A 26,961-nucleotide genomic window follows, 5' to 3' on the forward strand; every position below is an offset into this window, starting at 1 on the left:
TGCTCCCAGGTACCTACCCCCTCGTTCCGTCCGTTACTACCGGTCGGTAGCTATTCGCCCGACTCGACCCCGAGGATGGCGAGGAAGGCGGCGGCGGCCGGGGTGTGGCCGGTACGGCGCCAGATGACGTACTCGACCCGGCTCGGCGCGTCGGTGACCTCGATCGTGACGACCCCGGTGAGCCGGGGCACGTAGGCGCTGGGGAGCATGGCCACCGCGAGGCCCGGCCCGACGAGCCGGGTGATGTAGTCAGCGGTGGTCACCTCGAAGGCCACGTCCCGGCTGAGCCCGGCGGCGGCGAAGGCCTGGTCGGTCTGGATGCGCCCGGCCGTCCCCACGGGAAAGTCCACGAACACCTCGCGGGAGAACCTGCGGAGGGTGACCGTGGGTTCGGCGGCGAGGGGATGGCCGGGCGCGACCACCGCGACGAGCCGGTCGCGGGCGAGTTCCCGTACGGCGACGCCCTCGGGACGCGCCGTGGTCGGCAGCCCGAGGAAGGCCACGTCGTCGCTTCCCTGCCTGACCTGCTCGGCGAGGTCGTCGCTCGCGCCGACCCGCAGGCTGATGCGCACGTTCGGGTACCGCTCGCGGAAGACACGCAGCGCGTCCGGGATGTCCACCGCGGCGACGGTGGGGATCAGGCCGACGGCGAGCCGTCCGCGCACCTCCCCGACGGCCGCGGCGACCTCGGCCGCGGCGCGTTCTGCGGCCTCCAGGCACTGGCGGGCGGCGGGAAGGAACGCCTCCCCGGCGGGCGTCAGCCGTACCCGGCGGCTGGTGCGTTCGAAGAGCTTCGCGCCGAGTTCCCGTTCCAGGCGCGCGATCTGGTGGCTGAGGGCGGACTGGACGACCAGGCACCGCTCCGCGGCCCGGGTGAAGCCGCCGGTCTCGGCGACGGCGACCACGTAGCGCATCTGCTGGAGTTCCATGGATCTATCGTGATTCACGATCGATGAGCTGACAAACATGTGTTGGACTCATTAATCGCCCTCCCGCGAGACTGCGAGGGTGACGAATCCAACCAATCTGCCGCGTACGGTCCTGACCGCGCTCGCGCCTCTGGTGTGGGGCACGACCTACGTCGTCACGACCGAGCTCCTGCCCCAGGGGCATCCGCTGTTCGCGGGGCTGCTGCGCGCGCTGCCCGCCGGTCTGCTCGCGCTGGCGATCACCAGGACGCTCCCGAGGGGAGTCTGGTGGGGCAGGGCCGCGGTGCTCGGCGTGCTGAACATCGGCCTGTTCCTGCCGTTGCTGTTCGTGACGGCGGAACGGCTGCCGGGCGGCGTCGCCGCGACCCTGGGCGCGGCCCAGCCGCTCGTCGTCGCCGTCCTGGCCGTGACGGTCCTGCGGGAGAGCCCCTCCGTCTGGCGGATCCTGTGGGGGGTGGTGGGCGTCGCCGGGGTCGGCCTGGTGGTGATCGGGCCGAACGCGGCACTCGACGCCACCGGGGTGGTCGCGGGTCTCGCGGGCGCGGTCGCCATGGCGCTCGGTGTGACGCTCACCAAGCGATGGGGACGGCCCGCCGGGGTCGGCCCGACCGCCTTCGCCGGCTGGCAGCTCACCGCGGGCGGCCTGTTCCTGGTCCCGGTCACCTTCCTCGCCGAGGGGGCGCCTCCGGCGATCGACCTGAACGCCGCCCTCGGCTACCTCTGGCTGGGGCTGGTCGGCGGCCTGCTCGCCTACGCCCTGTGGTTCCACGGCATCACCGTCCTGCCCGTCACCTCCGTCGCGGTCCTGACCCTGCTGTCGCCGCTGGTCGCCGCCGTCCTCGGTGTCGCCCTGCTCGGCCAGACGCTCGGCCCGGTCCAGCTCGCCGGGTTCGGGCTCTCGCTCGCCGCGATCGTCGCGGGCCAGCTCCCCCAACCCGCCCGCCTCATCCCGTCCATGGAAAGGAAACCCTCATGAGGATCGTCGTCGTCGGAGCCGCGGGCATGGTCGGCTCGCGCGTCGTCAGCGAGGCCGTGAACCGGGGCCACGACCTCGTCGCGGTGTTCAGGAGAACCCGGCCCGTCTCACCGCCCGGCGTGGTCCTCGTCGAGGGCGACGCCGACGACTCCGGCCGCATGGCGGGACTGTTCGACGGCGCCGACGCGGTCGTGGCCGCCACCCGGCCCGTCCCCGGGCGGGAGCACACCGTCGCGGCGACCACGACGGCGCTGCTCGACGCCGCCGCGAAGGCCGGCACGCGCGTCCTCGTCGTCGGGGGCGCCTCTCCCCTGCGGGTGCCGGACGATCCCGGCCTGCTCGTTCTCGACAGCCCCCGGTACGTGCCCCCGGAGATCCGTACCATCGCCGCCGCCAGTGCCGCGCAGCTGGACGCCTGCCTGGCGCACCCGGCGAGCTGGGTCTACCTCAGCCCGCCCGCCCTCCTCGAACCCGGGACCCGCACCGGGGAGTACCGGCGCGGCACCACGACCCTCATCGCCGACGCCGACGGCACCTCCCGGATCTCCGCCGAGGACCTCGCCGTGGCCGTACTCGACGAGCTGGAGAACCCCTGCGGGGACCGGCACCTCACGGTCGGCTACTGACGGACGCCCCGTAGCCGTCGCTCCGCCTGGCGGACGCGGGCCGCCGCCTCGGGGGGAGCGGCCAGGGTGACACCGGCGTCGGTGAGGATGCTCAGGTCCAGGGTCCAGGTGATGGCCGAGCGGGTGTGCCACTCGGCGAACGCGGCGTCGATGTGGGAGTCGGCCTGGCCCGCGCTCATCCCGGTGACGGCCCGCAGGTGCGCGACGGCCTGGACCTCCTTGCCCTGTATCTGGGCCAGCCCCATGTGGGTGACGGTGTGGCAGTCGGTGCACAGGCACACCAGCCGCCGCAGCGCCTGGGTGCGGGCGGCCTTGTCGTAGGACCAGCGCTCGTGGGCCTCAAGCCAACGCTGGACGACCCGGTCCTCACCCCGGCCGCAGATCTCGCAGCGGTGTGCGGCGCGCCGGGTGATCATCCGGCGCAGCCGTTCCCAGTCGCGCCGGTCGACGCAGGACCGGACGTTGGTGAACCAGCACGAGGTGGGGACCAGGTCGACGAACAGGCCGGAGCCGAAGGCGCGGTCCTCACCGGGCAGCAGGTCGGGCACGTCCGGCAGCGCCGCCCAGCGCTCCAACCCGGTCATACCGGCCTGAGGCGCGTACCACCTCCTGGCGGCCGGGTCCCACCGGGCACCCAGCGCCTTGGCCTCGTCCTTCTCGTCGTAGGGGACGTCCAACCAGAACCGTTCGGCAGCCATGCGTGATCTCCGTTCGGGGGTGAGGGGCCACCTGCCATCGGATCACGACACATCCCACCTGTCAGGCATATTTCTAGTTCTATACCTGCTCGGCGACAACCATCCTGGTACGGCGCCAGGCCACCGCGAGCAGCCCGATCAGCACCCAGAGCGGGACGGTGCCCACCGACCAGCTCAGAGCCATCGGCGGCCCCGGCTGCGGAAGCACCTGGAAGTCCTTCATGACACCCTCCCCCCGTCCCGAGGGCCCCTCGACGGCGAGGGAGAACCTCCAGGTGCCCTCCCTGGGCAGGGCCAGGGTGTCCATGCCCCACACCTCCCGCTTGCGCGGGTGCTTGGCCAGCCTGCTCCGGTGCTTCTGGCCTCCGGGCCCGGCCATGGTGATGGTGCCGTGTTTGCCGCCGATCCCGTCGTCGGGGGTGAAGGTGAAGTCCAGCGACTGCATGGCCCGCAGCGGCCAGGTGCTGAACCCCACGGTGACGCCGTACGGCCCCGCCTGGATCCGTTCGGTGTGCACGGTCTCGACCGGCGGATAGGCCAGGGCCGGGGTCGCGCTCGCCAGGACCAGGCCGGTCGCGACCAGCACCGCCGCGACGGCACGCCGTGAACCGGAGAGAGAACCGAGAGGAGACACGGGTCACCGACCTTCCTGGGACGTGACGGGCGCCATCACGCGCAGCATGACGGCGAAGCGGCGGCCGAGGAACCCGGCCAGGGCCCCGGCGAGGGCGCCCACGGCGACCGTCGGCGCCAGGGGGAGGAACGACGGCAGCGAGTGCCCGTAGGCCAGGATCGTCTGTACCAGACCACAGGTCGTGACGAGCGCCCCGACCAGGAGTCCCGTCAGCGGCGCGGCCAGGAGCCCGGTCCACCGGCGACCCACGGCCCGCATGATCCCCCAGGTCAGCACGGCGGCCACGAGCAGGGACATCGGCATCTGCGAGGGCACCAGCGGCGCCGCGGGCACGTAGTCGCGCAGCGGCAGGCCGACCCCGGCCGCGTACGCCCTGGTCGCCCAGGGCGAGAACCACCACAGCAGGCCCTGGGCGAGCGCGAACGCGACCCCGAAGCCCAGGATCAGCCGGGTGTCGCGCAGGAATCCCACGGCGGTGAACACCGTCAGCGTCGTCAGGAACGTGACACCGACCGCGATGGCGTCCACCGGGCCGCCCTCGAACGCCTCAAGCCCCTGCGCGGCCACCAGGCTGAAGGCCAGCGTCACGATGAGGGCGAGCACGGCGCCGACCCTGGCCCAGGGGTGCTCCATTCCCGCGGCGAAGACCATCACGGCGCCGACCATGCTCAGCGTGATCGACAGCAGCAGGCCGATGTGCGGGGGTGAGGCGATCACGGCGTCGAAGCCGTACAGACTGTGCCACCACAGGTCGAACAGGCCGTAGAGCAGGAAGCCCGCAGAGCCGGTGCCGGAGACGAGGTAGCCGAGCGGCGCGGCGAAGGTCCCGCCGAACACCCGTACGGCCCGGCCGCCGACGGTGGCGTCGATCGCGCGGTCGTTGCGCCTGGCGGCGGTCGTCATGAGCACCACGGCCAGGCTGGCCAGCCCGGACAGGGCGCTGCCCGCGTACAGGAACAGGTGCGGCAGGGTGAAGAAGGTGTCCGGTCCCACGTCGATGTGCCACTGGATGTCCCAGCTCGCGGCCGTCAGCGAGAACGCCGCGCCCAGCAGGACGACATAGGCGGGGACCCATCCCTTGGGCGTGGTCACCGCTCGGGTGGACGCCGGGGCGCGTCCGCCGATCGGCAGCGCCCCGTCAGCGACGGTCATCGTTTCCTCCTCGGTTGTTTCGTTCATGTCGTCGTCCTCACGGACTCGCCGGGTCGCCGGGCCGCACGGACTCACCGGGCCCACGGGCTCGCCGGTCGCCGGTGTCCGCCGCGAGGCCGGTCTCCGGCGTCCGCCGCGAGGGTCCGTCGGTCCGTCGGTCGCCGGGCCCTCGGGCCTCCCGGTCGCCGGTCAGGACGGGGTCACCCGGTCACCAGCACCGGGAAGGTGACCCGGTCGGTCCCTCCCGGCCCGTCCATGAGCACGGTGAACGCCCAGGCGCCGCCCATGGGCAGGGCCAGGCGTTCGGCCCGGTACCTGCCCGGCCCCTGGGCCACGGCGGGGACGGGTTCGAGGGCGTGGCCCATGTTCGTCATGACCGGCTCGACGGTGACGCCGCGCAGTGTCACCGGCCGTCCCCGCAGGTCGGCCACGTCGACCGTCACGGGGCCCGTCCCCGAGCGTTCGACCGTGAGCCGTACCCGGTAGTGCTCCGTCCCGCTGCGCAGCACCGTCGGCCCCGAGCCGCCACGCGGCCACAGCAGCCACAGCGCGGCACCGGCCAGTACGGCGACGCAGACGGCCGCCCACGCCCCCCGACGCCTCATGAGTCCCCCTCCTGCGCCGTGACGTCCAGCACGGCCGGTACGGTCACCAGCGCGTAGCCGCGCTCCACCTGCGCCCAGAGCCGGTAGCGGCCCGGTTCGGGGAAGGTGTGGGTGAAGCGCGCCTCGGGCCCGAACATCGCGACGGTCTCGTCAGGACGGCTCGCCGCGCCCCTGGGCCTGGGGGCCATCGCGTGCACGTGCCCCCAGACCGGCGCGGTCTGCGCGGCGGCGCCGACCGGTGTGGAGTCCGGCAGCGGCCCGACGACGATGAGGTGCCCCACCATGCCGAGCCACGGCTGCAGGTCGGCGCGCTCACCGACCTTGACGGTGACCGTGGTGGCGGCCCCGGCCGACGGCGCCGTCACGGCCAGGTCGACCCTGACGCCGTCGATCTCCCTCGGGCCCGGGCCTCCGGGCTGCGGCGCCGCCGCGACGGGAGTGGCGCCCGGGCCGACGTCCAGCCCGGAGGCCGAGCGGACCAGTTGCACGCCGCCGCCCCGCCTGGCCAGTTCCGCCGAGATCGCGTAGTGCCCTGGCTCCGCCAGGGCGAGGCCGACCCGGTAGCGGCCCGGACCGGCCATGACCGGGTGCAGGTGCCACAACCGGCCGGACGGTGAGACGACCAGCAGGTGGACCAGCGCGTCGTCGTGGACGAGCAGGTCCTCGACCGGCCGGCCCGTCGAGCCGTCCGTCAGCAGCAGGTCGAGGTCCGCCAGGCGTCCCGAGGTCGTCTCCGAGGCGCGTACCAGCATGTTCACCGGTGGCCGTGAGTAGTCGGCGTTCACCGGCCTGGCCGCCGTGTAGGGCGAGACGACGTTGTCCACGGTCGCGTCCACCTGCTGGCCGGGCAGCGGCGGTTGCGGGGTGAGCGGGGACAGCGCGGCGCCGGTCACCCCGGTGGCCAGGGCCGCGACCATCCCGCAGGCCGGGACCAGCGGAAGCCACCAGCGCCGCGACCACACCGCCGTACCGAGCGCGAGGAGCAGCAGTCCGCCCGCCACCGAGAAGCCCGCGTAGGCGACCGTGTCGGGAGGCGAGCTGACCGGGGCGGGCACGACGAACGGGATCCGCCCGCTGTCACGGCCGTCGTCGACGGTCAGCTCCCACGGCCCGGGACGGTCGACCCGCAGGGTCGTGCCGTACACGCCGGGTGTGGCGCCCAGGACCAGCTCTGCCTGGCTGACGACGGTGCCCGCGGCGGGCAGGCCGTCGTCGGCGCCGCCGGCCCCGGTCGGGACCAGCCGCAGGGTGAGCCTCCCCCCGCCGACCCCCGGACCGGTTCCCGAGGTGGCCCCCGCGTGGGTGAGGACCTCGACGCGCAGCGGGCCTGGCACCTCGTCCACCCGGCGCAGGATGACCGAGAGCTCACGGGTGCCCAGGGTCTGGGCGACGTGTACGTCCTGTCCCGTGGGCGCGCCGTCGGCCAGCGCGGGCCGTTGACCGACCACCAGCACGGTCGCCAGCAGGACCACGAAGGCCGGTATGAACAGCACCCGGTGTCCGTAGGTTCTCATCGCGGCCGACGCTAACCGGGACACCACGGGGATTTCGTCACCTGGGAGCGGGATCCGGGTCCCCCGTTTGAGGGACACGGCGGCCCCCACCTGCGAGAACGCGCCTCAGCCGATCACCGGACGGTACGGCCCGCGAAGGCCGTGCCCACGGGGGATACCGTGTTCTCCCCCATGGGGAGGGATCTTCCCTCCCGGAGGGAGAGCGGGCAGCATGCCGGGTGGGGACCGACGAGGAGCGAGGGCCATGGGACGTGACGCCAGCCGGTCGCTGGCCGGCCAGTCGTTGCTGGTCGCGGGTGTGTGCATGGTGGCGGACTCGGGCGTGTTCCTGCTCGGCAACCGGCCGAGCGGCGTGTGGCAGTACTGGCTGGCCCTCCTCGCCGTCCTGGTGATCGACGCGTTGCTGGCCACCCCTCCCCGTTTCTCCGGCGTCGTCGCGGTGGTCCACGGCCTCGCCGTCATGATGCCCGCGCTGCTGTTCCCCGGCGCCCCCTGGCACCCGGTCGAGGCCGGCCTCCTGGTCGCGGGATACCGCGCGGGGGCGTGGCTGCGCTCGACGCAGGCGTTGACCGCGCTCGCGGCGCTGGCGGCGGGGGTCACGGGAAGCTATCTGCTGACCGTCGGCCACATCGCCGTCCGCCCGATGAGCCCGATCGTCCTGGGGATCGACCTCACCGCCAGGGTGCTGCTGCCCTGGATGGTCGGGCGTTACACGACCGAGCGGCGCGCCTACATCGCCGAGTTGGAACGCCAGGCCGAGCTGCGGCTCCACGACGAGCGGGCGGCGGTACAGCGAGCCGTCGCCGAGGAGCGCAGCGCCATCGCCAGGGACCTGCACGACGTGATCTCCCACCACGTCAGCGCGATCGGCATGCACGCGGGCGCGGCGCGGCTCGGGCTCGGCGCGCCGCCCGGCGACGGCTCGGCGGACCGGGCCTACAGGTCGCTGTCCGCCGTCGAGTCGAGCAGCCGCGCGGCCATGGCCGACCTGCGCATGCTTCTGGCGATCCTGCACGGCGACGAGACCGAGACCGGGCGGCGTCAGCCGGGTCTGAACAACCTCGACGAGTTGCTCGACGGCGTGCGGGCCGCGGGCCTGAAGGTCACGCTGACCACCCACGGCCCGCCCCGTGAGCTGCCCGGCTCACTCGACGTCGCGGTGTACCGCGTCGCGCAGGAGGCCCTCACCAACGCCCTGCGGCACGGCCGTGGCGAGAGTGTCGGCGTCGAGCTCGAATACCGGGAGACAGAGGCGGTCGTGACCGTGACCAACCAGCTGGGCGAGTGGCACGGCCCCTTCGAGGAACGGAGTTCGCCGCACCGGGGCCTGGCCGGGATCAGGCAGCGGGTCGCGCTGTTCGGCGGCCGGATCACCTACGGCGTGCAGCCCGGCGGCAGACACTGGCAGGTCAGGGCCAGTTTCCCCCTGGAACGGCCACAACTCTGATTCGAAAAAGCCGATCCGGCGACCTCCTCATGCCTTTTATACGGAAATTTCTCCATATAACAAACCGTCCGCGAAAGTCCGCGTCTCCAGGAGACAATCGCCGTCCGTGACACGTTCTCCGCACGGAACCGGCTTCCGTCCGGAACCTCCCAGCCCCCGAGACCTGGAGACGCCGTGACGCTGCGCGTGCTGCTCGCCGACGACCACGCGATGTTCCGTTCCGGTATGCGCGCCGTACTCGAAACCCAGCCGGACCTGCTCTGCGTCGCCGAGGTCGGAGACGGCCACGAGGCGGTCGCCGAGACCCTGCGGCTCCGCCCGGACGTGGCGATCCTGGACGTGCGGATGCCCAGGCTGGACGGCCTGGCCGCGACGGAGGCGATCCTGGCGGCGCCGGGGAACGTCACCAGGGTCCTGGTGCTGACCACCTACGACAACGACGACTACGTCTACCGCGCGTTACGGGCCGGGGCCAGCGGCTTCCTGCTGAAGAGCCTGCCTCCGGAGGAGATGGCGTCCGCGATCCGGGTGGCCGCCCGGGGGGACGCGCTGATCGACCCCTCGGTGACCCGGCGCCTGATCGCCCGGTTCACCACCAGCATCGAGCCGACGGCCGTGCCCGCCGACTTCGAACGGCTGACCTCCCGGGAGCGTGAGGTGCTGCTCCTGCTGGCCGACGCCCGCAGCAACGCCGAGATCGCCGCGGCCCTCCACGTCGGCGAGGAGACCGTCAAGACGCACGTCTCCCGCATCCTGTCCAAACTCAGCCTGCGCGACCGGGTCCACGCCGTCGTCTACGCCCACCTGAACGGCCTGGCCGGGACGCCGCCCCGGTGAAGGCCCTCAGGAGCCGAGCGGGTCGACAGGGGCGGCCGGGTCGGCCAGGCGCTCCAGGTCGCGGCGGATCAGCAGCTGGTTGGCCATCAGGACCGGGCCGTCGGGCTTGACGGTCAGCAGGGCGCGGTGGACCGTACGGTCGCCCGAGCTGACGTCGTCGTGCGCGACCGTCTCGACCGAGTCGGACAGGGGCTTGCCCGCGACGACGGCGGTCGTGGTGAGGCGCTCCTTGAACACCTTGCCCACCTCGGCGGCCCTCGGCAGCACGCACACCACGTCGACCGCCTTGTCGGCCGTGGACGCGGGCCTGCGCAGGCCGACGCCGTACAGGACGACCCCGCCCGGCTGTGTGGGGGCCATGACGATCGCGGAGACGACGTCGCCCAGGCAGTCGGCGACTGCGGCGTGGTCGGGGTTCTCGGCCAGGGAGGAGCCGGTGCCGAGCGCCGCCGCGACGGGCTCGGCCGCGGCGCCCGCGACCAGCGCGGAGTCCGTGACCACCACCTGGTTGAGCTGGTTGATCAGCCCGAGCCCGGACTGCGGGCCCTTCATGTCGATCATGTTGTCCTCGGCGAGGGACAGCCCCTCCTGGCCGCCGATCTCCCGGGGCTTGGCCCCCATGGAGGTCAGTTTGGCGCTGATGCCCGAGGCGTCGAGAGCGCCCTCGACACGGATCGCGGTCTTCGGCGGGACTCCGATGTTGACGGCCTGGTTCGCGGCGAACACGTTGAGACCGGTCGCCTCGGCGAGCCTGTCCCCGCTCACCGCGAGGTCGCCGAAGCCCGAGCCGACGGCGGCCCTCCAGCGCTTGTCCTGGCCCGGCCCCTTGTCGGTGACCACGCCGAGCTTGCGCCAGTGCGCCATGTCGCCGTATTCGAGGTAGGTCGCGGCGGGGCCGGAGGCGTCGAGACGCGCCATCGCCTGGCGCAGGCCCTGTCCCTCCTCCGAGCCGTCGGTGCCGCATCCGGCAAGCACCAGTCCCGCAACCGCCAGAGTCCATCCGAGAGCACGCATGCCCAGGACCTTAGCCATCCACACCGCACCGCACGTCACCCAAAAGGGTGAAATGATCACCCCATTCCCCCCGAAACTGGACAAAGGTCACTCAGCGAGAAGCCCGCACACCCGCTCGATCCCCAGCCCGCTGATCAGCAGCCGTTCCTTGGCGTTGCCGAGCAGCACCGCGGTCCAGGTGGTCGACCCGCCGTCCCCGAGGTTGAGGGTCTCACCCCATGGCGTGACGACGTCGATCCCGAACGAGACGCCGGTGTAGTAACCGCGCCCCGTCACGCGCTCGTCGTCGAAGACGAAGGTGACGTCCGGGTGTTCCGGCGCCAACCGGTCGAGGACCCGTTCGCGCAGCGCCGTACGGTGCCGTCCTCCGGTCAGGTCGGTGAGGCCGACGCGCACCGCCGGGATGGCGTGGCCGAGTTCGCGGGCTCCGTCCAGGATGTCCAGGTGAACGCCGACGTGCTCGACGAGGGTCTCCGTCTCGAAGCCGAAGGAACCCTCGTCCCGGCCCGCCGTACACAGCCCGAGCAGCGCGAAGTGCTGCGTCATGCCCGGCCCGAACGGCTGCGCGCGCAGGACGCGCTGTGCCGCGCCGAGCCGTACCCTCGACCGGGAGCGGGGCTCGTCCCGGAGCAGGTCCCGGCGGCGGACGGCGCATTCGAGGGCCAGGACGTTGGTCACGTCCGAGACGACCTCGGTGTTGCGGATCGTCGTCAGCACCTTGTCCTGGCTCACGGTCGCCACCGCCGAGGCGGTGCCCAGCGGGCAGACCGGCGCCGTCGCGAGGCCGGTGAACCCGTGCCCGGTGAGACGTTCGTGGGCCAGCAGGGTCAGGCGCGCCAGGTCGCCCGCGTCGACCGGTGAGAGGGCGGTGAACCGGTCACGTTCGTACCGCCGGAGCAGATGGGCGGGCGTGACGTCGGCCGCACGACGCCGATGGACGGCCATCAGCAGCGTCTGAAGATCTGCGGGGGACAGCCGCTCGGCCAGCGCCTCAAGCATCTCCGGCGCCGCCCCCTCACGGAGAATCCGCCCAAGCCAGGGGTCGTTCATCGGAACATCGTGGCGTACGGCCCACTCCCGCCGCACCGGGTTATCCGCCGCCGAAGCCCTGAAGAGCCGCCGAACCCCTGAAAGACCGCCGGACCCCGGAAAGCCACCGGGTCGTCCGGCGCGAGGCCCCGGAGAGCCGGTCGGTCTCAGGCGCCCCGGGAGGCCCTGCGCTCCGGGCCCTCCTTCTCCAGGTGCTGGAGGACGTGCCTGAGCGACTCCCCCAGCTCGGTCAGGCGCCTCTCGCCGAGGCCGGAGAGCACGAACTGCTCCTCCCGGTTGAACTCGGGGAACAGGGTGGTCATCAGCTTCCTGCCCTCGGGGGTGAGGGAGAAGACGGTACGCCTGCGGTCGGTCGCCGGGATCTCCCGCAGGATCAGCCCGCGTGCCTCAAGCGTCTGCGCCACCCCGGTCAGCGTGCCCTTGGTGATGCCCGCCTCCTCGGCGACGTGCCGGTTCTCGATCGACTCCCAGATCCACACGACCCACAGCACCACGAAGGCGGTCCAGGTGAGCTCGGCCTCCTTCAGCACGGTCTGCTCGAAGTGGTTCCTGATGGACGAGGCGACCCGGTAGAGGTTCGAGATCGCGGTCATGGCGCGAAAGTCCAGCTCCAGCCCCTGGAGCTTTCCCGAGACGGCCTCCTCGGTCTGCCGCAGGGTGTGCGCGCCACTCACAGACAAGCTCCTCGGGGGTTCGGCCATATCGACCCCGGGCGGCGGAATCGTCCGGACCCTCCTGATCCTAGATGATTTCCGACAAATCCCTGTTCTGGGACGCTAGACGCGGACCACATTCACGCCCGCGTCGGTGAACCGGGCGGCCTCCTCGTCCGGCAGGCCCTCGTCGGTGATCAGGGTGCCGATCGCGTCGATCGAGCAGATCCGCGCGAAGGCCCGCCCGCCGATCTTGGAGGCGTCGGCGACCGCGACGACCTGGGAGGCCCTGCCGATCAGCAGGTTGTTGACGCTCGCCTCGCCCTCGTGGTGGGCGAAGGCGCCCGCGACCGGGTCGAGCGCGTCCACGCCGAGGAAGGCGATGTCGAGCGCGACCTGTTCGAGCACCCCCGAGGCCAGCGGGCCGATCAGCTCGTAGGACTGCGGCCTCGCCACCCCGCCGGTCACCACGATCTTCACGTGCTGCCTGACCGTCAGCTCGGCGGCGATGTTCAGCGCGTTGGTGACCACGGTGAAGCCGAGGTCGGGGTCGGCCCTGATCGCCAGGGCGCGGGCCACCTCCGAGGTGGTCGTGCCGCCGTTCATGCCGACGATCGCGCCCGGTGTGACCAGTTCGGCCGCGGCGTCCGCGATCCGCTGTTTCTCGTCGGCGTGACGGGCGGTCTTGTAGCGCAGCGGCAGGTCGTAGCTCACGCTCTGGGAGACGGCGCCACCACGGGTGCGCATGAGCATCTGCTGCTGGGCGAGCTGGTCGAAGTCGCGGCGGATCGTCGCCGTCGAGACGGTCAGCGCCTCCGCGGCCTCCTCGACGGACAACCGCCCCTCCTGCGAGAGCAGTTCGAGGATCGCGTTCCAGCGCTCATATCGGCTCACAGCAGTCAGCCTTGCACACGGGGCGATCAAAACCCACCTCTGCACAAAGTTGCTCATTTCTGGTATAAATCAATCACAAACGAAGCTTCTTGGGGAGGCGCGCCGTGACCACGCACACCGAATCCGAGATCGTGTCCCAGCCCGACCGCTGGCGCAGAGCCGTCGCCGAGACCCCGAGGGACGCGCTGCCCCGCCCCGGGGAGCGGGTGGCCGTCATCGGCTGCGGCACCTCGTGGTTCGTCGCCCAGTCCTACGCGGTGCTCCGCGAGCGGGCCGGACAGGGCGAGACCGACGCCTTCGCCGCCTCCGAGTTCCCCGTGGGACGTCCGTACGACCGGGTGCTCGCGCTGACCAGGTCGGGCACGACGACCGAGGTCCTCGACGCGCTGGCGGCCCTGCGTGAGCGGGGCGTCAGGACGAGCGCCGTCACCGCCTCCCCCGGCACCCCCGTCGTGACCGCCGCCGACGAGATCGTGATGCTCGACTTCGCCGACGAGCGGTCGGTCGTGCAGACCCGCTTCGCCACGACGCAGCTCGCCCTGCTCCGCGCCCACCTCGGCGAGGACCTGAGCGGCGCGATCGCCGACGCCGAACGGGCGCTCGCCGTCCCGCTCCCCGAGATCACCCTGACCGCCGAGCAGTTCACCTTCCTCGGCCGGGACTGGTCGTACGGCCTGGCGCTTGAGGCCGCCCTGAAGATGCGTGAGGCGTGCCGGGCGTGGACCGAGTCCTATCCCGCGATGGAGTACCGCCACGGCCCGATCAGCATCGCGGGCCCGAACCGCGTCACCTGGGTCCTCGGGGAGGGCGCGAGGGGGCTGCGCGCCGAGGTCGAGGCCACGGGTGGAGCGTTCCTGAACAGCCTCCTCGACCCGATGGCCGAGTTGGTCCTGGTTCAGCGGGTGGCCGTGGCCAGGGCGCTGGCCCAGGGACTCAACCCGGACGAACCACTCAACTTGACCCGTTCTGTCATCCTCCCCTCCTGAACATTGACCGGTGGGAGAAACGGGAAGAACTGACGCCATGAGCATCACACTCTCCGACGCCCGTGTCGTGACCCCCGAAGGTGTCCACGAGGGCTGGCTCACCATCGAGGACGGCCGCATCACCCATGTGGGCCGGGGCGCCGCCCCCGGCCCCGGGCTCAGCCTCGGGGGCCGCCACGTGGTTCCGGGCTTCGTCGACATCCACTCCCACGGCGGCGCCGGAGGATCCTTCCCCAGCGGCGACCAGGAGGAGGCCCGCCGGGTCGCCGCCCTGCACGCCGCGCACGGGACGACCACGATCGTCGCCAGCCTGGTCACCGCGACCACGAACGAGCTGACCAGGGCCGCTTCCGCCCTGGCCGACCTGTGCGAGGACGGCCTGCTGGCCGGCGTCCACCTTGAGGGCCCCTACATCTCCAAGGCCCGCTGCGGCGCGCACAACCCCGCCCTCCTGCGGGAGCCCTCCGTCCGGGAGTTCACCGAGCTGCTCAAGGCGGGCCGCGGCCACATACGGATGCTCACCCTCGCCGCCGAGCTGCCCGGGGCGCTGGACACCATCAGGGAGGCCGTCGCCAACGACGTGATCGCCGCCCTCGGGCACAGCGACGCCGACTACGAGCAGACCCTGCTGGGCATCGAGGCGGGCGGCAGCGTGGCCACCCACCTCTACAACGCGATGCCGCCCCTGCACCACCGCGACCCCGGCCCGATCGCCGCGCTGCTTGAGGACGAGCGGGTCACCATCGAGCTGGTCAACGACGGTGTGCACGTGCACCCGGCGATGATGCGCCTGGCCTACGACGTCGCCGGTCCCGGCAGGACCGTGCTCATCACCGACGCCATGGCCGCCGCGGGCATGGGCGACGGCGTGTACGGTCTCGGCCCGATGCGGGTCGAGGTCGTCGACGGCGTCGCCAGGCTGGCCGGCGGTGGCTCCATCGCGGGCAGCACGCTCACCATGGACGTGGCCTTCCGCCGCGCCGTACAGCAGGTCGGCCTGTCGCTGCCCGAGGCGGTCAAGATCACCTCGCTCACCCCCGCCAAGGTGCTCGGCCTGGCCGACGACCTCGGCTCCATCTCCGTCGGCAAGCGGGCCGACCTGGTGGTGCTCACCGACGACCTGGAGGTCTCCGGCGTCATGCGGCACGGAAACTGGACGACGGCTCCCCGATGACCTCCCCGCCCGCCCGTGGTCCGGTCCTGACCGTCACGCTGAACCTCGCACTCGACGTCACCTACGTGACCGGGGACGTCGACTGGGACGGCGTCAACCGCGTCGGGGCCGTGCACCGCAGGGCGGGCGGCAAGGGCGTCAACGTGGCCAGGGTGCTCGCCGCCCTCGGCTGCGAGGTGCTCGTCACCGGTCTCGCGGGCGGCCCGAACGGCGAGGCCGCCCTGGCCGACCTCGCCGCCGCGGGCCTGCCCACCGCCCTCACCCCGATCTCCGGCCCCTCCCGCGCCACCCTGGCCGTCCACGACCACGGCCGCGCCCCGGGGCGCACCGCGCTGTTCAACGAACCGGGTCCGCTCGTCACCGAGGACGAGATCGGGCGTTTCCTGAGCGACTACGAGGCCCGGCTCAGGGGTGCCGCCGCGGTCGTGATCTCCGGCAGCCTGCCCTCCGGGGTCTCCCCGCGCCTGTACGCCGAACTCGCCGCCCGCGCCCGGGCCCACGGCGTCCCGGCGGTCGTGGACGCCGACGGCGAGCCGCTCAGGCACGCCCCCGGCGGGCGGCCCGAGATCGTCAAGCCCAACGCCGAGGAACTCGCCCGGGCCCTGGCCCTGTCCGGCCCCCAGGAGGCTCACAGCCCCGGCACCGGCCCCGGCGCCGCCGTGCGGGGGGCCCAGGTCCTCAGGCGTTCCGGGGCCAGGGCGGTCGTGGTCTCCCTCGGGGCCGACGGCCTGCTCGCGGTGACCCCCGAGGGGGCGTGGCGGGCGGCGATGCCGTACCGGGTCGAGGGGAACCCGACCGGCGCGGGTGACGCGCTGGTCGCGGGGCTGACGCTCGGCCTGGTCGAGGGCACCCCCTGGCCGGAACGGCTGCGCCGGGCGGCGGCGCTCGGCGCGGCGGCGGTCGCGGCCCCGGTCGCGGGTGACTTCGACGCCGACGTCCTGCGGGAGGTCCACCCGGGTGTCCGGGTGGAAGCGGAACCTGTGTAACGGAGGCCAATCATGTCCCTCGTCGGAATCGGCGACATCGTCGGGAACGCTCCAAAGGGCGTCGGCGCGTTCAACGTCATCCAGCTCGAACACGCGGAGGCGATCGTCGCCGGGGCCGAGGCCGCAGGCACACCCGTCGTGCTGCAGATCAGCGAGAACTGCGTCCGCTACCACGGCGCGCTCGCCCCGATCGCGGCGGCGTCCCTGGCGGTCGCCAGGGCGGCGGCCGTGCCCGTCGCCGTCCACCTCGACCACGCCACCGACCGCGCGCTGGTCGAGGAGGCCGCGGAGCTGGGGATCGGCTCGGTGATGTTCGACGCCTCCGCGCTGCCCGACGAGGAGAACGTGGCGCTCACCGCCGAGGTCGCCGCCCACTGCCACGCCCATGGCCTGTGGGTGGAGGCCGAGCTCGGCGAGGTGGGGGGCAAGGACGGGGTGCACGCGCCCGGGGCGCGGACCAGGCCGCACGAGGCCGTGGACTACGTGGCCAGGACCGGGGTGGACGCGCTGGCCGTGGCCGTCGGCAGCTCGCACGCCATGACGACCAGGGACGCCGTGCTCGACCTTGAGCTGATCTCCGCGCTGCGCGCCGCCGTACCCGTCCCGCTGGTGCTGCACGGTTCCTCGGGCGTGCCGGACGAGACCCTCCGCGCCGCCGTACGGCACGGCATGAAGAAGATCAACATCGCCACCCACCTCAACAAGACCTTCACCGGGGCGATCCGCGACCACCTGGCCGCCGACGAGCGGGTCGTCGACTCCCGCGTCTACCTCGCCGCCGCCCGTACGGCCGTCGCCACCGAGGTCACCCGCCTCCTGAAGGTCCTGGCCTAACCCCTACGACACCCCTCGACGCCCCTACGGCCAGTTCCAGCGGATGCCGATCAGGCCGGGGCGCAGCGAGTCGGCCACCAGGTGGACCGCGTGGTGGGCGTTGAGGGTCAGTTCACCGTGGTCGTGCTCCTCCGCGGCGTGGTCGTGCCGGGAGAAGCGGCGGATGCCCGCGGGCAGCGCCGAGGCGGCGAAGCTCACCCTGAGCGTGTACTGCCCGGCGGGGAAGCGGAACCCCCGTTCGTACTCGGTCGTCTCCACCCCGCTCGGGTCGGCCAGCTCGTAGCGGATCACCTGGGTCTCCCCGACCCGCAACCTGCGGTCGAACAGCAGCTCGGCCGCCACGAGCGCGGTCGGGCCGTCCCGCCTGACCCTGCCGACCCGGCAGTCCTCAAGCGCCCTGATCCGCACGCGTTCGACGTCGCACCCCAGGTCGCCCCGGTAGACGATGATGTGGCGGTCGGTCGCCTCCTGCGCCCGCATCACCTGGAGCGTCTCACGGCGCACGACGCTGCGGTCCGGGCCGATCTGCAGCGTCTCGTACATCCCGCTGATGTGCAGCCGCCTGTCGTCGGCGGAGCCGTCGAGGTCCTGCAGCAGGGCCGAGAGCGCGCGTGAGGGCTCAAGGATCGTGGCGTAGGGAACGGCGGCGGAGATCGGGACGGACGTACCCCCGCCGTTCTGCCCCCTGCCCCGGGGCCGGGGCGGCCCGAGCAGGCCCATCAGCGAGCGCGGCGGGAGGATGAGGATCTCCTCAAGCGCCCGTACGGCCCGCAGCGACTCGGGCCGCTCGGGGCGGCGCAGTCCCTGCTGCCAGTAGCTCAGGCTCGTCATCCCGACCCGCAGCCCGCGCTCCTCAAGGCGGTGGCGGAGCCGGTCAAGGGTCAGCCCCCTCGCTTCGACCGCGGCGCGGAGCGCGACGTGGAACGGGCCTTCCCGAAGAGCGACCCGCAGCTCACGATCATCCGACACATGGGAATGTTCACAGATTTTTCGGCTTACGTCACTTTTGCCGACGCAGACAGTGTCAATTTCGTGACCAGCCGCCGGTCTGCGTCGACACCCATGACAGTGTCCCCCAGCGCCAATCCCTGGCACCCAGCGCACATCCGGCGCGCCTCCCGTGCCGTCCGACGACACCCGACCTGGGGCCTTCCCGGTCGGTGATGGACCTGTTCCGGAGCGGTACCGGGCCACGGCGCACGGGCGGGAAAACACGCGTGCCCGGAGCGAATCGCTCCGGGCACGGCAGAAACGGCGGTGTCAGGAACCCTGGGGGGCGACGACGACCTCGACCCGCTGGAACTCCTTCAGGTCGGAGTATCCGGCGGTGGCCATCGTCCGCTTGAGCGCGCCCATGAGGTTCATCGAACCGTCGGCGACCGAGGAGGGACCGTGCAGGATCTGCTCCAGCGTGCCGACCGTGCCGAACTGCACCCGCTTGCCCCGGGGCAGCTCGGGGTGCTGGGCCTCGGAGCCCCAGTGGAACCCGCGGCCCGGGGCCTCCGTGGCCCTGGCGAGAGGAGAGCCGACCATGACCGCGTCAGAACCGCAGGCGATCGCCTTGGCGATGTCACCCGAGGTGCCCATGCCGCCGTCGGCGATGACGTGGACGTACCGGCCGCCCGACTCGTCCATGTAGTCGCGCCGGGCCGCGGCCACGTCGGAGATCGCGGTGGCCATCGGCACCGCGACGCCGAGCACCGTGCGCGTGGTGTGCGAGGCGCCGCCGCCGAAGCCGACCAGGACGCCGGCCGCGCCGGTCCGCATGAGGTGCAGCGCCGCGGTGTAGGTGGCGCAGCCGCCGACGATCACCGGCACGTCCAGCTCGTAGATGAACTGCTTGAGGTTGAGCGGCTCGGCCCGCCCGGAGACGTGCTCGGCGGAGACCGTGGTGCCGCGGATCACGAAGATGTCCACACCCGCGTCGATGACGGCCTTGTGGTACTGGACCGTGCGCTGCGGGGACAACCGCACCGCCGTGGTCACCCCGGCCGCGCGGATCTCCTCGATGCGACGGCCGATCAGCTCTTCCCTGATCGGCGCGTTGTAGATCTCCTGGAGCCGCCTGGTCGCGGCCTCCCCCTCAAGCTCGGCCACCTCGGCCAGCAGCGACGTCGGGTCGTCGTAGCGGGTCCACAACCCCTCAAGGTCGAGTACGGCCAGCCCGCCGAGCCTGCCCACCTCGATCGCCGTCGCCGGGGAGACCACGCTGTCCATCGGGCTCACCACGACGGGCAGCTCGAACCGGTAGGCGTCGATCTGCCAGGCGATCGAGACCTCCTCGGGGTCACGGGTGCGGCGGGAGGGAACGATGCCGATCTCGTCGAGCGCGTAGGCACGGCGGCCGTTCTTGCCGCGGCCGATCTCCACCTGAGTCATATGCCTGTCTTTCCATGTCATGCCTGTACGGCGGGCCGTACCGTGCCGTCACGGCCCGGCCCGTCGCGAGAACCGGGTCGGGACTCTATCGGCGGTGGTAGTTCGGAGCCTCGACGGTCATCTGGATGTCGTGCGGGTGGCTCTCCTTGAGCCCGGCCGCGGTGATCGGCATGAGCTCGCACCTGCTGTGCATGTCCTCGATCGTGCGGCACCCGGAGTACCACATGCCCTGGCGCAGACCGCCGACGAGCTGGTGGGCGACCGCGGCGACCGGCCCGCGGTAGGGGACCTGGCCCTCGATGCCCTCGGGGATGAACCTGTCCTCGCTGCCGACGTCGGCCTGGGCGTAGCGGTCCTTGCTGAAGGAGGTCCCGCCGCGCTCGCGGTTGCGGACCGCGCCCAGCGAGCCCATCCCCCGGTAGGACTTGAACTGCTTGCCGTTGATGAAGATCAGCTCACCCGGCGACTCCTCGCAGCCCGCCAGGAGCGAGCCGAGCATGACCGTGTCCGCCCCGGCCGCGATGGCCTTGGCGATGTCACCGGAGTACTGCAGGCCACCGTCGCCGATCACCGGGATTCCGGCGGGACCGGCCGCGAGCGAGGCCTGGTGGATGGCCGTGACCTGCGGCGCGCCGACGCCCGCGACCACCCGGGTGGTGCAGATGGAGCCGGGCCCGACGCCGACCTTGACCGCGTCGGCCCCCGCGTCGACCAGCATCTGGGCACCCGCGCGGGTGGCGATGTTGCCGCCGACGACCTGGACGCCGCTGTTGGCCTTGAGCTTGGAGATCATGTCGGCCAGGCCCTTGGAGTGGCCGTGCGCGACGTCGACCACGACCACGTCGACCCCGGCCTCGATCAGGGCCGCCGCCCGCTTCTCGGCGTCCTCGCCCACGCCGATCGCGGCTCCGACGACGAGCCTGCCGTCGGCGTCCTTCGTGGACAGGGGGTACTGCTCGCTCTTGGTGAAGTCCTTGACGGTGATGAGCCCGCGCAGCCGTCCGCCCGCGTCGACCAGCGGCAGCTTCTCGATCTTGTTCTTGCGCAGCAGCGCGAAGGCGTCGTCCCTGGAGACCCCGACCGGCGCGGTGACCAGCGGCATCGAGGTCATGACGTCGCGCACGGGGCGGCCGTGGTCGGTCTCGAAGCGCATGTCGCGGTTGGTGACGATGCCGACCAGCACGCCGTTCTCGTCCGTCACCGGGACACCGGAGATGCGGTAGGTCGCGCACAGACGCTCGACGTCGGCGAGCGTGTCCTCGGGCGAGCAGGTGACCGGGTTGGTGACCATCCCGGCCTCGGAGCGCTTGACGAGATCGACCTGCTGGGCCTGCTCCTCGATGGAGAGGTTGCGGTGCAGGATGCCGATGCCGCCCTGACGCGCCATCGCCACCGCCATCCGCGCCTCGGTAACCGTGTCCATCGCGGCGGAGACGAGCGGGATGCGCAGGGTGATGCCCCGCGACAGGCGGGTGGTGGTCTCCGCCTCACCCGGCTGTAGATCCGAATAGGCGGGAACCAGGAGCACGTCGTCGAACGTGAGCCCGGTCTCGGTGAACCTTGCCATCTGCGACCCTCCTGCCACGGCGCTCTCAAGTGGAGTGGGGAAGGCGCCGGCCCCCGGGTCACAGTTTAGAGTCTGGCGCCAAACCCGGAGGACACCGGGGAAGGTGGGGAACCGGACGGCCGGTGAGCGTCCGGTTCCCCTCCCTGAAGGACGGGAGCCGGGCGGCCGACGGACCGCCCGGTCCCGGCCGGGGTTTGGGGAACCGAGCGGTCGGTGACCCGCCCGGCTCCCCGGTCACCGGCGGGAGGCGCGGGGACACCGCACGCCGCCGGACCCCCCTCCGCGTCCGAACGGCCACTACGCCCACGCCCCTCGCCGACGCTGGGTAAAGTCTGCGTTACCTTCCGTTCACACGCAATGTACGGACGTGCAGTTGCACGAAGCTGCACCCGACCGCCCAGGAAGGACCGGGTTCCCCGATCGGCGACGGCTCGGGACGAGTCGTCCACGAGACCGGAAGAGGCCCAGAAGACGCAACGCCCGGACACCGGTGATTTCGGGACGTTATTCTCGCGGAACGCCGTGCCATCTCTGGAGCCTCTCGCCGATGCGTACCGACACACCGCCGCTTGAGAGTCTGGGCTTCACCTCGGCCCAGATCTCTCTCTACAACGCGGTGCTACGCCTGCACCGCGCAACCTGCGCCGAACTCGCCGACGCCCTGGACGGCTCGCCTGAGCGGCTGAGCCGCGAGCTGGCCACCCTGGTGAAGCTGGGCGTGGTCCACGAGCAGGGCGGCGAGTACCTCGCCCGTCACCCCGCGACGGCCCTGGGCCACCTGCTCGCCGACCGGCTCGACCGGCTCGCCGCGGAGAGCCGCAGGATCGACACCGTCGTCGGGTCGATCCGCGACCTCATCCACGAGTACGACGCGGGCCGCGACTACCAGGCGGGCCGGTTCTCCGTCGACCTGGTCGGCGGGGCTGACGAGCTGTACGAGAGTGTGATCGGCATGGCCGTACAGGCGCCGCCGCTCGAACTGCTCTCGGTCATCCCCGACCGGCGCACGATGAACGACTTCGCGCACCGCTACGCCGACCAGTGGATCGGGGCGCAGCGCGCGGGCCTGCTGTCCACCAGGAACATCATCCCGGTCCAGACCCTGGAGATCCCCGCGCTGCGGGAGAAGCTGAGCCAGTTCCAGCAGGCCGGGGCCCGTGTCCGCACCCTGGACACGGTGCCGAGCTGGTTCCTGATCGCCGGGACCGACGCCGCGGGTGTGCCCGCCCGGTGGGGCGGCACGCTGGCGGAGAGCGCCTACAACTTCCACCTGGTCAGAACCCCCGTCGTGGTGGACGCGCTGCGCTCCCTCTTCGACGAGCTGTGGGCCCGCGCGGCGCCGCTGCCCTGGCCGCGCCGGGGCGACGGGATGATCCAGGTGCTGCGGCTCGCCGCCCAGGGCGTCTCCGACGAGATGATCGCCAGGCAGCTCGGGGTCTCGGTGCGCACGGTGCGGGCCCGCTTCGCCGACGCCATGGCCGAGCTCGGCGCCCAGTCCCGCTTCCAGGCGGGCGCGGAGGCCGCCCGGCGCGGCTGGCTGACGTGAAGGCCTCTTTGCGCGCCTGCGTGTCGCTCCGCGTGCCCGTGGGCCGCCGGTTGGACCTGCCGCACATCAAGGTCATATCAAGGCCATAAGGTGGGATCGTGCTCGACGACGTCCCCCGCGACCCGTTCGCGGACGACCCCGACGACCCGGCGGCGGCACTGGGTGAGACGAACTCCCCCCAGTCGCTGACCTCCGCCGAACGCGACGAGGCCATGACGGACCTCGCCGACGTCGAGGTCTTCCGGTCTCTCCTTGAGCCCCAGGGGGTGCTCGGGCTGGTGCTCGACTGCCCCGAGTGCGGGGAACAGCACTACTTCGACTGGGAGCTGCTGCGCGGCAACCTGCGGCAGATGATCGACAACGGCAGGCCACAGGTTCACGAACCCGCCTACCAGCCCGACCCCACGAACTATGTGACCTGGGAGTACGCCAGGGGTTACGTCGACGGGGTGACCGACACCGAGGGGCACCGCTGATCGACGTCGTCGATCAGCGCGGCCAGTAGACCGACGGCGACGTCCGAGGACGAGGCGGGCTCACGCCGGGAGAGCCCGTCGAGAAGGCGGTCGGTCTCGGTGACGCCCCGATCCTCCTCAGGGCCGTATCTCCGGACGGGACGCCTGGGGTGGACCGCCGTCATGGGCTCACCCGCCAATGGGTCTCACCGGACCGGCGAGACCCACTCCACGCTTCCCGGCGGCGCCGGTGGATCCGGCCCGGCTGGTCCGCGGTCAAGCCGTCGACTCCAGCTCCGCCATCGCGCGCAACCGCGCGAGCGCCCGGTGCTGCGCGACCCGGACCGCGCCTGGTGACATGCCGAGCACGTTACCCGTCTCCTCGGCCGACAACCCCGAGACCACGCGGAGCATGAGCAGTTCACGCTGGTTGTCCGGGAGCCTGGAGAGCAGCCTGCGGGCGTGCTCGGCCTCGATGTAGCGCACCACGGTCTCCTCGGGCCCCGGTCCCTCGTCAGGACCGTCGGGAAGGTCCTGGGTGGGTACGGCGGAGCGCACCGAACTGCGCAGCGCGTCGGCCACCTTGTGGGAGGCGATGCCGAAGACGAAGGACGCGAAGGGCCTGCCCATGTCGCGATAACGCGGCAGGGCGGACAGAACCGCGATGCACACCTCCTGCGCCACGTCGTCCGCGATGTGGTACTGACCGGAAACCCGCCCGAGGCGAGCACGGCAATATCGGACGACCATTGGCCGTAACTGCGCGATCAGAGATTCGATCGCGGTGCGATCTCCCTGAACGGCGAGGCTCGTCAGATCCTTGAGATCGTCCCTGTGGGGGACCCCTTCAGATCTCGTCGCAAGCCTTACCCCACTTTTGGCGTCGGCGACGCATCCCTCGGTCACGTTAGGCATGATGCCCGCCCCGATCGAGCCTGTCGTCATGGCGAACGGCTACGGATTGGTCACATTGAGAGGGCGATAACGGGGCGTAATCAATCGACCACAGTAAGGCTTTGCGCCTGAAGGAATATTTCATTGGACCGCTGATTATGTCGGCCATTGGTCACATGAAAGTTTACTCCTTACGCGCATCCTCGCATGACGCTTTGAGGCACGTTTCGGTTTACCGGAAAACGAAACGGCCCGCATCCGGTGAGAGATGCGGGCCGTACGGCGAAAGCGGATCAGTGGCCGTGGCCGTGACCGTGGCCGTGCCCGGCGGCGGCCGGAGCCTCCTCCTCGGGCTTGTCCACCACGAGGGCCTCGGTCGTCAGCAGCATGCCGGCGATGGAGGCGGCGTTCTGGACGGCCGAGCGGGTGACCTTGACCGGGTCGATGACGCCCTGGGAGATCAGGTCGCCGTACTCGCCGGTGGCGGCGTTGAGGCCCTGACCGACGGGGAGCTCGGAGACCTTGGTCGTCACGACGTAGCCCTCAAGGCCGGCGTTCTCCGCGATCCAGCGGGCGGGCTCGATGAGCGCCTTGCGGACCACGGCGACACCGGTCGCCTCGTCACCGGACAGGCCCAGGTCGTCGAGGACCTTGGAGACGTGGATGAGCGCGGAGCCACCGCCGGAGACGATGCCCTCCTCGATCGCGGCGCGCGTCGCGGAGATGGCGTCCTCAAGGCGGTGCTTCTTCTCCTTGAGCTCGACCTCGGTGGCCGCGCCGACCTTCAGCACGCAGACACCGCCGGAGAGCTTGGCCAGACGCTCCTGGAGCTTCTCACGGTCCCAGTCGGAGTCGGACTGCTCGATGGCGAGCTTGATCTCCTTTACGCGGTCGGCGATGGCCTGCGCGTCGCCCGCGCCGTCCACGACCGTGGTGCTGTCCTTGGTGATCACGACACGGCGGGCCGTGCCGAGGACCTCCAGGCCGACGTGCTCCAGCTTGAGGCCGACCTCCTCGCTGACGACCTCGCCACCGGTGAGGATGGCGATGTCCTGCAGCATGGCCTTGCGGCGGTCACCGAAGCCGGGGGCCTTGACCGCGACCGAGGTGAAGGTGCCGCGGATCTTGTTGGTGACCAGGACGGCCAGGGCCTCGCCCTCGACGTCCTCGGCGATGACAAGCAGCGCCTTCTTGGTCTGCGCGACCTTCTCCAGCAGCGGCAGGAAGTCCGCGACCGAAGCGATCTTGTTCTGGTTGATCAGGATGTAGGGGTCTTCGAGAACCGCCTCCATCCGCTCCTGGTCGGTCACCATGTAGGGCGAAAGGTAACCCTTGTCGAACTGGAGACCCTCGGTGAACTCCAGTTCGAGGCCCATGGTGTTGGACTCTTCGACGGTGATGACGCCGTCCTTGCCGACCTTGTCGAACGCCTCGGCGATCAGCTCACCGATCTTGGCGTCCTGCGCGGAGATCGTCGCCACGTGGGCGATCTCCTTCTTGTCCTCGACCGGCCTGGCCGAGTCGATCAGCTTGTCGCTGACGGCCTTGGCGGCCAGGTCGATGCCGCGCTTGAGGGACAGCGGCTGGGCGCCGGCCGCGACGTTGCGCAGGCCCTCGCGGACCATCGCCTGGGCGAGGACGGTCGCGGTGGTCGTGCCGTCACCGGCGACGTCGTTGGTCTTGGTCGCGACCTCCTTGGCGAGCTGGGCGCCGAGGTTCTCGTACGGCTTCTCCAGCTCGACCTCACGCGCGATGGTGACACCGTCGTTGGTGATGGTCGGCGCGCCGAACTTCTTGTCGATGACGACATTGCGGCCACGGGGGCCGAGGGTCACCTTGACCGCGTCGGCGAGGGCGTTGACACCACGCTCAAGAGCGCGGCGCGCGTCCTCCTCGAAGGACAGGATCTTGGGCATTGTGGTCCTCTCTGAAAGCACGTCGGCGCATCAAAGCCCCGGGCGCTCGCGCGACCCGGGGCTCGATACGTCATCTCTGCGAAGTGTCGGTTACTTCTCGATGATGGCGAGCACGTCACGGGCGGAGAGCACGAGGTACTCCTCGCCGCCGTACTTCACCTCGGTGCCGCCGTACTTGCTGTAGAGGACGACGTCGCCCTCCTTGACGTCGAGCGGAATGCGCTTGTCGCCGTCCTCGTCCCAGTTGCCAGGGCCGACAGCGAGGACCTTGCCCTCCTGCGGCTTCTCCTTGGCGGTGTCCGGGATGACGAGACCGGAAGCAGTGGTCTGCTCGGCCTCAAGCGGCTGGACCACGATGCGGTCGCCGAGCGGCTTAACGGGAACCTTGGTGGCGGTCGTCACGTCGGACCTCCCCTTCAGATTTGAATGATCTAGAAGAGGCGACCAGCGGTCTGCCGTCGCGGGTGTCAGACCTGCCTCGTCGCGTATGTTTGGCACTCTCACCGGGAGAGTGCCAATACGGAACAGTATGCAAGGAGGCCTTGACAGTCAACACGAACCGCCTCCGCACTGGGTACGCGAACCTCAAACCCTGCGCCGCCCCGCCGCGGGCAGGCCTCTGACCCGCGCGATCTCGGTCTCGTACAGCTCCCGCGAACCGCGCAGGAAACCCAGCACGAAACGGATCTCCTCGTCGGAGTAACCCGAGATCAGCCGCTTCCCCCGTTCGACGACGGGACCGTACAGCTCCTCGACCTTCGCGAGGGTCTCGGGGGTGGCGCGCACGACCACCTTCCTGCGGTCCCCGGGATCGGGGGAGCGCGTCAGGTATCCGGCCCGTTCGAGGCGGTCGAGCATCGCGGTGACGCTGCCCGTGGTGAGCCCCAGGCCCGTCCCGAGGACGCTGGGTGTGACGTTCCCCTCAGACCCCTCGCGCACCAGGATCTCCAGGCAGCGCAGGTCGGTCCTGTTCACCCCGAGGTGGATCGCGACCGCCTCGTCGAAGGCGTCGACGGCCGTCTGACCCGCCTGGACCTCCCGCCCCAGCTCCGCCCTGAGAGCGCCGTCCCCATGCGCGGGACCATTTTCCCTTGACATTCAAGCCTCTCGACCATCAAGCTAAATATGCCTCGAACATCAAGATACATGGCGTTCGAGGAGAACACCCCTGTCCAGACCCGTCCTCCAAGGGAGA

Annotated in this window: 28 protein-coding genes; 10 read left to right on the plus strand and 18 right to left on the minus strand. The window is 71.3% G+C overall.

Annotation, left to right across the window (positions count from 1 at the left end; all coding sequences use genetic code 11):
* Positions 1 to 50 precede the first annotated feature (50 nt).
* Positions 51 to 929, minus strand: a complete 879-nt coding sequence (locus ABZ463_RS04930; protein WP_362773094.1) for a LysR family transcriptional regulator — start codon at positions 927 to 929, stop codon at positions 51 to 53.
* A 79-nt stretch (positions 930 to 1,008) separates the two neighbouring features.
* On the opposite strand from ABZ463_RS04930, the gene ABZ463_RS04935 reads away from it, so the two are divergent.
* Both ABZ463_RS04935 and ABZ463_RS04940 read left to right on the plus strand, forming a co-directional pair.
* Positions 1,009 to 1,905 carry an EamA family transporter gene (locus ABZ463_RS04935; RefSeq protein WP_362773097.1) on the plus strand — a complete coding sequence of 299 codons (897 nt, stop codon included), beginning with the start codon at positions 1,009 to 1,011 and terminating at the stop codon, positions 1,903 to 1,905.
* The gene (locus ABZ463_RS04940; protein ID WP_362773100.1) at positions 1,902 to 2,531 is read left to right on the plus strand and encodes an NAD(P)H-binding protein; all 630 of its coding nucleotides are present in this window, start codon (positions 1,902 to 1,904) and stop codon (positions 2,529 to 2,531) included. The genes ABZ463_RS04935 and ABZ463_RS04940 overlap by 4 nt, the downstream gene beginning before the upstream one ends.
* On the opposite strand, the gene ABZ463_RS04945 is transcribed toward ABZ463_RS04940, so the two are convergent.
* The 5 genes from ABZ463_RS04945 to ABZ463_RS04965 all read right to left on the minus strand — a co-directional run bounded on the left by ABZ463_RS04945 (position 2,525) and on the right by ABZ463_RS04965 (position 7,134).
* Complete coding sequence (locus ABZ463_RS04945) at positions 2,525 to 3,229, minus strand: DUF5710 domain-containing protein (protein WP_362773103.1); 705 nt, start codon at positions 3,227 to 3,229, stop codon at positions 2,525 to 2,527. The genes ABZ463_RS04940 and ABZ463_RS04945 overlap by 7 nt on opposite strands.
* Positions 3,230 to 3,308: 79 nt before the next feature.
* The gene (locus ABZ463_RS04950; protein ID WP_362773106.1) at positions 3,309 to 3,863 is read right to left on the minus strand and encodes a hypothetical protein; all 555 of its coding nucleotides are present in this window, start codon (positions 3,861 to 3,863) and stop codon (positions 3,309 to 3,311) included.
* A gap of 3 nt (positions 3,864 to 3,866) precedes the next feature.
* Positions 3,867 to 5,015, minus strand: coding sequence for a hypothetical protein (locus ABZ463_RS04955; RefSeq protein ID WP_352015534.1), 1,149 nt, complete (start codon positions 5,013 to 5,015; stop codon positions 3,867 to 3,869).
* 200 nt (positions 5,016 to 5,215) lie between these two features.
* Entirely contained in the window at positions 5,216 to 5,620 is a 405-nt protein-coding gene (locus tag ABZ463_RS04960) for a FixH family protein (protein ID WP_362773110.1), read from the minus strand.
* On the minus strand, positions 5,617 to 7,134 hold the full coding sequence (locus ABZ463_RS04965) for a hypothetical protein (RefSeq protein ID WP_362773113.1): 1,518 nt from the start codon (positions 7,132 to 7,134) through the stop codon (positions 5,617 to 5,619). The genes ABZ463_RS04960 and ABZ463_RS04965 overlap by 4 nt, the downstream gene beginning before the upstream one ends.
* A 244-nt stretch (positions 7,135 to 7,378) precedes the next feature.
* Here ABZ463_RS04965 and ABZ463_RS04970 point away from each other — a divergent pair, with 244 nt between their 5' ends.
* Together ABZ463_RS04970 and ABZ463_RS04975 are read left to right on the plus strand one after the other, a co-directional pair.
* Positions 7,379 to 8,581: a histidine kinase gene (locus ABZ463_RS04970; RefSeq protein ID WP_362773116.1), complete on the plus strand. Its 1,203-nt coding sequence runs from the start codon at positions 7,379 to 7,381 to the stop codon at positions 8,579 to 8,581.
* A 174-nt stretch (positions 8,582 to 8,755) separates the two neighbouring features.
* Complete coding sequence (locus ABZ463_RS04975; protein ID WP_352015538.1) at positions 8,756 to 9,418, plus strand: response regulator transcription factor; 663 nt, start codon at positions 8,756 to 8,758, stop codon at positions 9,416 to 9,418.
* Between the two features lie 6 nt (positions 9,419 to 9,424).
* Here ABZ463_RS04975 and ABZ463_RS04980 read toward each other — a convergent pair whose 3' ends face one another.
* The 4 genes from ABZ463_RS04980 to ABZ463_RS04995 form a co-directional block, all read right to left on the minus strand.
* The gene (locus tag ABZ463_RS04980; RefSeq protein WP_362773120.1) at positions 9,425 to 10,432 is read right to left on the minus strand and encodes a hypothetical protein; all 1,008 of its coding nucleotides are present in this window, start codon (positions 10,430 to 10,432) and stop codon (positions 9,425 to 9,427) included.
* Positions 10,433 to 10,519: 87 nt separating this feature from the next.
* The gene (locus ABZ463_RS04985; RefSeq protein ID WP_362773123.1) at positions 10,520 to 11,482 is read right to left on the minus strand and encodes a hypothetical protein; all 963 of its coding nucleotides are present in this window, start codon (positions 11,480 to 11,482) and stop codon (positions 10,520 to 10,522) included.
* A 146-nt stretch (positions 11,483 to 11,628) separates the two neighbouring features.
* A complete protein-coding gene (locus ABZ463_RS04990) occupies positions 11,629 to 12,156 on the minus strand; it encodes a MarR family winged helix-turn-helix transcriptional regulator (protein WP_352015541.1) in 528 nt (175 codons plus the stop codon).
* A 102-nt stretch (positions 12,157 to 12,258) separates the two neighbouring features.
* Positions 12,259 to 13,029, minus strand: a complete 771-nt coding sequence (locus tag ABZ463_RS04995) for a DeoR/GlpR family DNA-binding transcription regulator (RefSeq protein ID WP_352015542.1) — start codon at positions 13,027 to 13,029, stop codon at positions 12,259 to 12,261.
* Between the two features lie 104 nt (positions 13,030 to 13,133).
* Here ABZ463_RS04995 and ABZ463_RS05000 point away from each other — a divergent pair, with 104 nt between their 5' ends.
* Genes ABZ463_RS05000 through ABZ463_RS05015 form a run of 4 tightly spaced genes read left to right on the plus strand, consistent with a single transcriptional unit; the run spans position 13,134 to position 17,009 of the window.
* On the plus strand, positions 13,134 to 14,015 hold the full coding sequence (locus ABZ463_RS05000) for an SIS domain-containing protein (RefSeq protein WP_362773128.1): 882 nt from the start codon (positions 13,134 to 13,136) through the stop codon (positions 14,013 to 14,015).
* A 37-nt stretch (positions 14,016 to 14,052) separates the two neighbouring features.
* Positions 14,053 to 15,189 carry an N-acetylglucosamine-6-phosphate deacetylase gene (gene nagA / locus ABZ463_RS05005; protein ID WP_362773131.1) on the plus strand — a complete coding sequence of 379 codons (1,137 nt, stop codon included), beginning with the start codon at positions 14,053 to 14,055 and terminating at the stop codon, positions 15,187 to 15,189.
* Positions 15,186 to 16,175 carry a 1-phosphofructokinase family hexose kinase gene (locus ABZ463_RS05010; protein WP_362773134.1) on the plus strand — a complete coding sequence of 330 codons (990 nt, stop codon included), beginning with the start codon at positions 15,186 to 15,188 and terminating at the stop codon, positions 16,173 to 16,175. The genes nagA and ABZ463_RS05010 overlap by 4 nt, the downstream gene beginning before the upstream one ends.
* A 12-nt stretch (positions 16,176 to 16,187) precedes the next feature.
* On the plus strand, positions 16,188 to 17,009 hold the full coding sequence (locus ABZ463_RS05015) for a class II fructose-bisphosphate aldolase (RefSeq protein WP_362773137.1): 822 nt from the start codon (positions 16,188 to 16,190) through the stop codon (positions 17,007 to 17,009).
* Between the two features lie 24 nt (positions 17,010 to 17,033).
* Here ABZ463_RS05015 and ABZ463_RS05020 read toward each other — a convergent pair whose 3' ends face one another.
* From ABZ463_RS05020 to guaB, 3 genes are all read right to left on the minus strand, one after another.
* Complete coding sequence (locus ABZ463_RS05020; RefSeq protein ID WP_352015547.1) at positions 17,034 to 17,978, minus strand: hypothetical protein; 945 nt, start codon at positions 17,976 to 17,978, stop codon at positions 17,034 to 17,036.
* Positions 17,979 to 18,269: 291 nt separating this feature from the next.
* The gene (locus ABZ463_RS05025) at positions 18,270 to 19,388 is read right to left on the minus strand and encodes a GuaB3 family IMP dehydrogenase-related protein (RefSeq protein ID WP_352015548.1); all 1,119 of its coding nucleotides are present in this window, start codon (positions 19,386 to 19,388) and stop codon (positions 18,270 to 18,272) included.
* 85 nt (positions 19,389 to 19,473) lie between these two features.
* Positions 19,474 to 20,955, minus strand: a complete 1,482-nt coding sequence (guaB, locus tag ABZ463_RS05030; RefSeq protein ID WP_352015549.1) for an IMP dehydrogenase — start codon at positions 20,953 to 20,955, stop codon at positions 19,474 to 19,476.
* Positions 20,956 to 21,502: 547 nt separating this feature from the next.
* On the opposite strand from guaB, the gene ABZ463_RS05035 reads away from it, so the two are divergent.
* Complete coding sequence (locus tag ABZ463_RS05035; RefSeq protein WP_352015550.1) at positions 21,503 to 22,501, plus strand: helix-turn-helix transcriptional regulator; 999 nt, start codon at positions 21,503 to 21,505, stop codon at positions 22,499 to 22,501.
* A gap of 98 nt (positions 22,502 to 22,599) precedes the next feature.
* On the plus strand, positions 22,600 to 22,977 hold the full coding sequence (locus ABZ463_RS05040; protein ID WP_362773144.1) for a DUF5319 family protein: 378 nt from the start codon (positions 22,600 to 22,602) through the stop codon (positions 22,975 to 22,977).
* Here the strand turns inward: ABZ463_RS05040 and ABZ463_RS05045 are convergent.
* The 5 genes from ABZ463_RS05045 to ABZ463_RS05065 form a co-directional block, all read right to left on the minus strand.
* A complete protein-coding gene (locus ABZ463_RS05045; RefSeq protein ID WP_362773147.1) occupies positions 22,938 to 23,141 on the minus strand; it encodes a hypothetical protein in 204 nt (67 codons plus the stop codon). The genes ABZ463_RS05040 and ABZ463_RS05045 overlap by 40 nt on opposite strands.
* 91 nt (positions 23,142 to 23,232) lie before the next feature.
* Entirely contained in the window at positions 23,233 to 23,871 is a 639-nt protein-coding gene (locus ABZ463_RS05050; protein WP_352015615.1) for a sigma-70 family RNA polymerase sigma factor, read from the minus strand.
* Positions 23,872 to 24,143: 272 nt separating this feature from the next.
* Positions 24,144 to 25,766 (minus strand): chaperonin GroEL, encoded by a 1,623-nt coding sequence (groL, locus tag ABZ463_RS05055; protein WP_352015553.1) that lies wholly within the window; start codon positions 25,764 to 25,766, stop codon positions 24,144 to 24,146.
* 90 nt (positions 25,767 to 25,856) lie between these two features.
* Entirely contained in the window at positions 25,857 to 26,168 is a 312-nt protein-coding gene (gene groES, locus ABZ463_RS05060; protein ID WP_184712660.1) for a co-chaperone GroES, read from the minus strand.
* 183 nt (positions 26,169 to 26,351) lie between these two features.
* Positions 26,352 to 26,864 carry a MarR family transcriptional regulator gene (locus ABZ463_RS05065; RefSeq protein WP_362773152.1) on the minus strand — a complete coding sequence of 171 codons (513 nt, stop codon included), beginning with the start codon at positions 26,862 to 26,864 and terminating at the stop codon, positions 26,352 to 26,354.
* Positions 26,865 to 26,961: the final 97 nt, after the last annotated feature.

Origin of the sequence: Streptosporangium sp. NPDC020145, assembly GCF_040631275.1 — a bacterium.
In the GTDB taxonomy this organism is placed as follows: Bacteria; Actinomycetota; Actinomycetes; order Streptosporangiales; family Streptosporangiaceae; genus Streptosporangium.